The sequence below is a fragment of the Candidatus Goldiibacteriota bacterium genome (assembly GCA_016937715.1).
In the GTDB taxonomy this organism is placed as follows: Bacteria; Oederibacteriota; PGYV01; order PGYV01; family PGYV01; genus PGYV01.
The window spans coordinates 1-5,979 of sequence record JAFGWA010000001.1; the positions used below are offsets into that span (position 1 = coordinate 1).

The 5,979-nt window shown below is 41.9% G+C and carries 8 protein-coding genes; all 8 read right to left on the bottom strand.

Annotated features, from left to right (window positions below; translation table 11 throughout):
* A partial coding sequence (locus JXR81_00005; protein ID MBN2753222.1) for a hypothetical protein occupies positions 1–1,591 on the bottom strand: 1,591 nt, incomplete at its 3' end.
* A gap of 95 nt (positions 1,592–1,686) precedes the next feature.
* The gene (locus JXR81_00010; GenBank protein MBN2753223.1) at positions 1,687–2,121 is read right to left on the bottom strand and encodes a DUF1801 domain-containing protein; all 435 of its coding nucleotides are present in this window, start codon (positions 2,119–2,121) and stop codon (positions 1,687–1,689) included.
* Positions 2,122–2,159: 38 nt separating this feature from the next.
* Positions 2,160–2,570: a HEPN domain-containing protein gene (locus JXR81_00015; protein ID MBN2753224.1), complete on the bottom strand. Its 411-nt coding sequence runs from the start codon at positions 2,568–2,570 to the stop codon at positions 2,160–2,162.
* 18 nt (positions 2,571–2,588) lie between these two features.
* Entirely contained in the window at positions 2,589–3,185 is a 597-nt protein-coding gene (locus JXR81_00020; protein MBN2753225.1) for a nucleotidyltransferase domain-containing protein, read from the bottom strand.
* A gap of 53 nt (positions 3,186–3,238) precedes the next feature.
* Entirely contained in the window at positions 3,239–3,403 is a 165-nt protein-coding gene (locus tag JXR81_00025; protein ID MBN2753226.1) for a hypothetical protein, read from the bottom strand.
* Positions 3,404–3,642: 239 nt separating this feature from the next.
* A complete protein-coding gene (locus JXR81_00030) occupies positions 3,643–4,365 on the bottom strand; it encodes a hypothetical protein (protein ID MBN2753227.1) in 723 nt (240 codons plus the stop codon).
* An 11-nt stretch (positions 4,366–4,376) separates the two neighbouring features.
* Positions 4,377–5,087 carry a DNRLRE domain-containing protein gene (locus JXR81_00035; protein MBN2753228.1) on the bottom strand — a complete coding sequence of 237 codons (711 nt, stop codon included), beginning with the start codon at positions 5,085–5,087 and terminating at the stop codon, positions 4,377–4,379.
* 13 nt (positions 5,088–5,100) lie between these two features.
* On the bottom strand, positions 5,101–5,802 hold the full coding sequence (locus JXR81_00040) for a DNRLRE domain-containing protein (protein ID MBN2753229.1): 702 nt from the start codon (positions 5,800–5,802) through the stop codon (positions 5,101–5,103).
* Positions 5,803–5,979 lie beyond the last annotated feature (177 nt).

The following is a 5,979-nucleotide window of genomic DNA, read 5'->3' on the forward strand; positions in this document are numbered from 1 at the left end:
CTGAATCAATATTAAACGGATTCGGGTAAACCTGAATTTCGCCGCCCGGCCATATTATTGTGGCGGTTACAGTAGGCGTACATGTGGTTGTCTGCGTAAAAGACGGCGTTAATGTAATTGAACTTGTAGGGGTAAAAGTTGGCTCTGCGGTGTGTGTCCATGTAACAGTCAGGGTAACGGACGCGGTCAAAGTGCCGGTCATAGTCTGCGTTATACTCTGCGTTGCAGTCTGCGTATCAGTTAATGTATGAGTCAGCGTTGCCGTCTGCGTCTGTGTTATTGAATAAGTGGATGTAGCGGTTAAGGTTGCCGTAAGCGTCGGGGTAAAGTCGGTTCTCCACTGAAGAAAGGACACGCTGAAATCAGAAATCCACGGCCCGCCCGTCCTAAACATAATACCCGGCCTGCCAAGATTATCCAAATCCAAAGATGTACCCACGCCTCCGCTTACTGACATTCCTGCTGTAAAACCATCCGGGTCTGTCCATGCAGAACCGCTCCACTGCGCGTAACGCACGCTTACAGGCGAATCTGCCACGTCATAAATTTCACTTGTCCACGCCAGGCAGGGAGTACCGGAAGAGGCAACATCAAAAGCCAGATAATCCGCAGTTTCAGAAGGATTACCTGTCACTCCTATATTTCCTGTTCCCGTTCCATCCACGTCCACCCACGCGCTGCCGTTGTATTTAAGATAATATACATCCCTGTTATACGCGCCGGGCATATTTCTGTCCGACAGCCACGCCACGTGAGAATACCCCAAAGAGTCAATTTCAAGTTTTGGAGTGACCGAATTATAAGTGTCATTTGAAATATTTACACCCGCAAGACCGCTGCCGGTAATGTCAGTCCACGCCATAGAATTCCATTTTATATAATAAATTTCATTGGGGGAAGCTGACCCGCTTGATTCGTTATACACAATGTGCGGGTTGTCAGACGCGTCAATTTCAATATCCGGATTCACTGACGGGCCCGCGGAATTGCTTATATTGCTTTCCCCTGTGCCTGTGCCGTCGGCATCCACCCACGCGGCACCGTCCCACTTAAGGTAAAAAACATCCCCTTCAACGGGATTTGCCTTCACATAAACAACATGCGGCCGCCCCATGGAATCAAGCACGAATACCGCGTCTGATTTATTTCCGGTACTGTTTGTAATATTTGTATCAGCCAGCCCGGCGCCGTCCGCGTCAACCCACGCGCTGCCGTTCCACTTCATGTAAAAAACGTCATAACCTGAAGACGCAGCCACATAATTTATCCACAGCACATGCGCCCTGTCAGCGCCGTCAAGAATTAAAGCGGAGCTTTCCCCGGTACCTATCATCATATTTGACTGCCCGACACCGTCAGCGTCCACCCATGCGGTTCCGTTATATTTTAAATAATAAAGATTGCCGGAATCGCTCCAGAATACATGCGGATAATTTAAACTGTCATATTTGACAGAAAAAGTTGACGTCATCACAAACGGGGGATATATAAGAACCTCCGTTGTCCCTGTCCCGTCCACATCCACCCAGGAAGAAAAAAGCGCGCAGGGCAAAACAATATATATAAAAACTGCTAATAAAATTTTCCTCACCGGTTCTCCTTTTTCCCGCGCTATAGCAAAGTATAAGCATAATATCACAATTTACCGGTTATTATTTAATTTTGGAGTTAAAGAACTTAAACGGCTTATTCCGCGCCGGGCGCTTTATAAACCCCGCTTTTAAACTTTTTAACCGAATCTGTTATCATAAACGTAAGCGTCTTAATATCTATGTCCGCCAGCCTGCGGATGTAAAGGCACGCTCTTCCCCTTGAATGCTTTCCAAGTTTTCCAAGTTCAACCGGATAGTTATCTATATCCGGAAAAATATATACCGATATCTTTCCGCTTCTTACCGCAAAGGCGGTTTTCATCCAATCTCCCTGCCTGCCTGATTTATAAATATAATGCACTTTCCCAAATCCCACAACAGACGCCCCCCACATTACCGGCTTTTCCCCTGTTGCCTTTTCCATTATAGACGCCAGCTTAAGGCAATCTTCTTTAAGCTGAATATCCTTTATGGAATTTATATATTTCACTGCGTCTTTTTTTGTGGGCTGCGTCTTATTTTCCGCCATTATCCCCTCCCTTTAATATCATCCGTCTTAAATTTGATTTATTCCGGCAGTTTGCTTTTTATAAACTCAAATAATACTTTGGCATTTTCAAGAAGGTTTTCGGCTTCTTTTTGTTTTATAAGCCGTTCTTCGTATTCAGCCATATTTTTCATACTTATTATTTTTTTCAGCCTTTTACCGGCTTCTTTAATTTCTACATTTGGTATGTCCTTAATACTTTCCAGCAGCCTTACCGCATCATCATGACGCAGGCCGGTATGCCTTTTTTGCAGGTAATAAACACACAGGGCATCCGCCGCCGAAATCGCGCTGTGAACCGAGCATATTGCCCCCGCATTATAATCTTTTTTCTGATACGCATCCGCAGCTGTATTAATACATTCTTTTGAGCGCCTGATAAAATTTACATACAAATGCCTGTCAATACGGCTTGTCCTTATACTATCCATCTCTGTCCCCTCTATGTTTTATACTATTTTAATCCCTTCTTTTTCTATATTTCCGATCAAAGCCAAATTCTTTCTGTCCTTATACTCTTTTTCGGTAAGTATATACCCGTTAAGGACGTTTCCATAAAGTTTAACAAACTCTGCTGAAAGTTTATCTGTTATGATTTCGCATTCTTCCTTTGTTCTATTATCCTTAACCAATACAAACACATCAATATCGCTTGTTACAGCCTCTTTTTTCCTGGCGACAGAGCCAAAAATCTTTATTTGTTTTACACCCTTGAATCCAAAAGCTTTTTTAATTCTTTCTGCCATATCGGCAAAAGGAACGTCTTTTTCCCCGGCAGAGTCTATTATAGGCTTTAAAACAGAATAAGCATAACTACTTTCATTTACAGCCCATACATTTGAATTGCCGACGCCTTTTACTTCCGCAAGGTTAATTTCCTTGAATTCAGCAAGCGCCCTGTTTAACTTTACATTTGAAACGCCGATTACACGGCTTAATTCCCTTTCACTCATATCCGGGAGCTTTTTTTGTCCCAGCATAAATTTAAGTATTTTTATCTTGTCTTCCGAATTTAATACCTTTAAAACGCCTGAATTTATCTTCATAAATCTCCTATGTTACATATTTGTAACAAATGTAACATAAACGTAACAACAAATCAACATTTTTTGTCCGTATAAAACACAGGCCAAAAACCAGCTATGCTTTTTTTCGGATTTTTTTTATTTTTAGGTTTAAATTCACCAAGTTCGTTTTTTGACAGCGTAACCAGCGTACTTATCCAATCCCTGTCTTCAAACCTGTCTTTGATATAAAAGTACATCTTTGCCCCGGGATAAGGCGCGCCGTATTATTCTCTTATAACATCAGGGGGCTTTATCCAGCCTGACATCTTTGTGTCAAACTACACAAATTTCCAAAAACATTATGTGATCTTCTTCTGTTTTGCGATTTAGTTCACATAAAATGAACGTTTCAGACAAAGTATTACTGTGATGACAATTAATAAAAAGCCCCGGACTGCACATTACACAGTCCGGGGCTTTAGACAACAATCCTTTATTATGGAAGAATGTATGTTAATTTTAATTTTGCATCCGCGCCTACAATACTAAAATAACCTTCAGTAGTTTCATTGGATGAAATAAGAATTACTCCAAAATTGGTTGACGGATCTGCAAGCCACCCTTCAACAACTGAAGGTTTTATTTCTATTTCATATTCATCAGTTGCAGTTATTGCTGTTGCACCGCCCGATGAAGCCGCATCATAATCTCCTCCCGCGCTTGCCCATGGCGTTGTCCCGTTTGTTGTTGCCCATGTCACGCCATCTGTTGATGTTGCAATGCACTGAGACCCTTTTGTCCAGGCCGCATTCAACTTATAAGCGCTGACATTTATATTGCTGCCGCTTATACCGATCACATTCACAACAAGTTTGGCGCTCACCACATCGACATTGTCAGGAATAATGTATGAGACATCGCCCCTAATAACACCCCTCATCGCCCCAAAGTTCATAACATCCGTATACCCGACAGAAACATTTGCACAACTGCCTGTATCAATTGCCGTAAAATCATTACCCACTGTGCCATGCATCATCGCAGAACCTTCAATAGAATTATATGCAGAAGACGGATACACTCCATTTTCTAACACAATAGTAGTCACATTTGACCCGTCACTGCCCGGAGCGCCTGCAGGACCTGTCACTCCTTTGCTGCAGCCAATAAGAACAACAGCCAGAACTGTTATTATTGTTAATAGTATATTTTTTTTCATCTTATCCTCCCTTATGGCTTAGAATAATATATTGTTAATTTAGGCCTGTTTTGTACATCAACAGCCTCTGAAGTATGTATCTCTACATCACTTGTTATTGTTGTTTCATTATCTGCCACAAAAACAAATCCAAATGTAGTGCCTGCTGACATCTTCTCTTCAATCAGGTTCTTATCAACCTTCCATGTTGACCACCCGATAAAAGATGAATTAAGAACCGCGGAATTGCTTACAGGAGTATTAATATCTACATTCCCCCCCGCAACAGTCCAGTTTGATACTCCGGCATTATTCCATGTCGTAGTTCCTTCGCTCCACGCCTGAGAACACTCATAAAGCCTGTATGCGCCGCTGCCGGATCCTGCACCACTTGTTTTTAAAGATAATGTCACGCTTTCAATAACAGCATCATCCGGTACTTCCGGACCATCACTGAAGAAAAACTCAATAACAAATCTCTTTTTATCATTGTTTGGTTCATAATAACCAATCTGAGATGCGTCATCAGAGCCATAATTTGTATCAGGGGCAAAAGAACGTATCCTTGCGTCATAGCATCCTGTATAACCGTCAACTCCCTGCTGCAATACAACTGAATACCATCCGCTTTCAGGCGTTATTCCGTCCGCGCCTGCAGGGCCGGCAGGCCCGGCTTCACCTTTACATGACACCATAAAACCGCTTAATAAAACCGCCGCTAAAATTACAATATATTTTTTCATCTTCACCCTCCCCTTATGGAGCCGTATAATATACGGTCAGTCTTGGCCTTTGTTCCAACGTAGAATATTCAGTACTTCTAAAAATCATTTCACCATCGGTTGTTTCATCTGTTTTCCTGATAATGAAACCATAATTGTTTTCCGTATTGTCCAGCCAGTTTTGTACAACCGAAGCATTAATACGGAAAGTATGGTATCCTACGGAATCAAGAGTCGTAGTATTGCTTATTGCAGCAGCATTAAAATCTCCTCCGGGGCTTGCCCATGAATTCGCTGTAGAATAAACATTCCACGTAGCTTGATTTTCTATCCAATCAGCATTTAATTCATAAAGCGCAAAATCCCTGACACCGCTCAATATGTTATTAACATAAACAGTAAGATAAGCATCCGTTACAACAGCGCCGGTAGGAATCGTCAGGTTATCAAACTTCATAAGCCCTCTTTTTAGTTCGCCCCCGGAAGTTCTTCCAAGCTGTAAATAAGTATCCCCTCCATAATTACTATTTTGCTCTGTATCTGACCATATCCTTGCATCTTCACACTCTGCATATGCCGCATCAGGATAAACCCCATTCTGGAAACTAATTACCAGATAACCTGTTCCCGGAAGTCCCGTAGGCCCTGCTGCGCCTGAGTCTCCTTTAGGACCGCATGAAAACACCGCTAAAGACAGAATAATGGCGGCACAAATAACAATAAGCTTTTTTTGCATTATTTCCCTCCTGATATTTTTTCAAACCCCCGGGTTTGAATAAAAGTATTATAACTTAAACATTTTACATTTCAAGTTTTTATTTACAAAATGTCAACGCAAAATAGAAATGTCCTATTTTCTGCAAAATAGAAATGTCCGGTTTTCAAAGTACAGCCTGCCAAGAATCCCCGGTTA